The following is a 344-nucleotide window of genomic DNA, read 5'->3' as shown; positions in this document are numbered from 1 at the left end:
GTGCACCTTATGTAATGGGTAAGTCTGACAGTGCCTTTGGCCGTAGCCAGAAGATTGAAGACACCACCATGGGCTGGCGTTTTATTAACCCTAAACTTAAAGAATTGTATGGTGTAGACACCATGCCCCAGACTGCCGAAAACGTCGCTGAACAGTTCAACGTCAATCGTGCAGATCAGGACCAGTTTGCCTTGGTGAGCCAACAACGCACCGCAAGCGCGCAAGCCAAAGGCTTTTTTTCTAAAGAAATCGTGGCAGTTGAAATCCCTCAGCGTAAGGGGGATGCTGTTGTGATTGATACCGATGAGCATCCTCGTGCATCAACCACCCTTGAAGGTTTAAGC

At 48.8% G+C, this 344-nt stretch carries 1 pseudogene; it reads left to right on the top strand.

Features of this window, described 5'->3' with window-relative positions:
- Positions 1-344: pseudogene (locus tag ACNQ0W_RS25460) on the top strand (3-oxoadipyl-CoA thiolase); the annotation flags it as partial.

This window comes from Enterobacter cloacae complex sp. 6730903 (assembly GCF_048283985.1).
GTDB classification, from domain to species: Bacteria; Pseudomonadota; Gammaproteobacteria; order Enterobacterales; family Enterobacteriaceae; genus Enterobacter; species Enterobacter hormaechei_C.
This window is presented reverse-complemented; position numbering and strand designations above follow the sequence as displayed.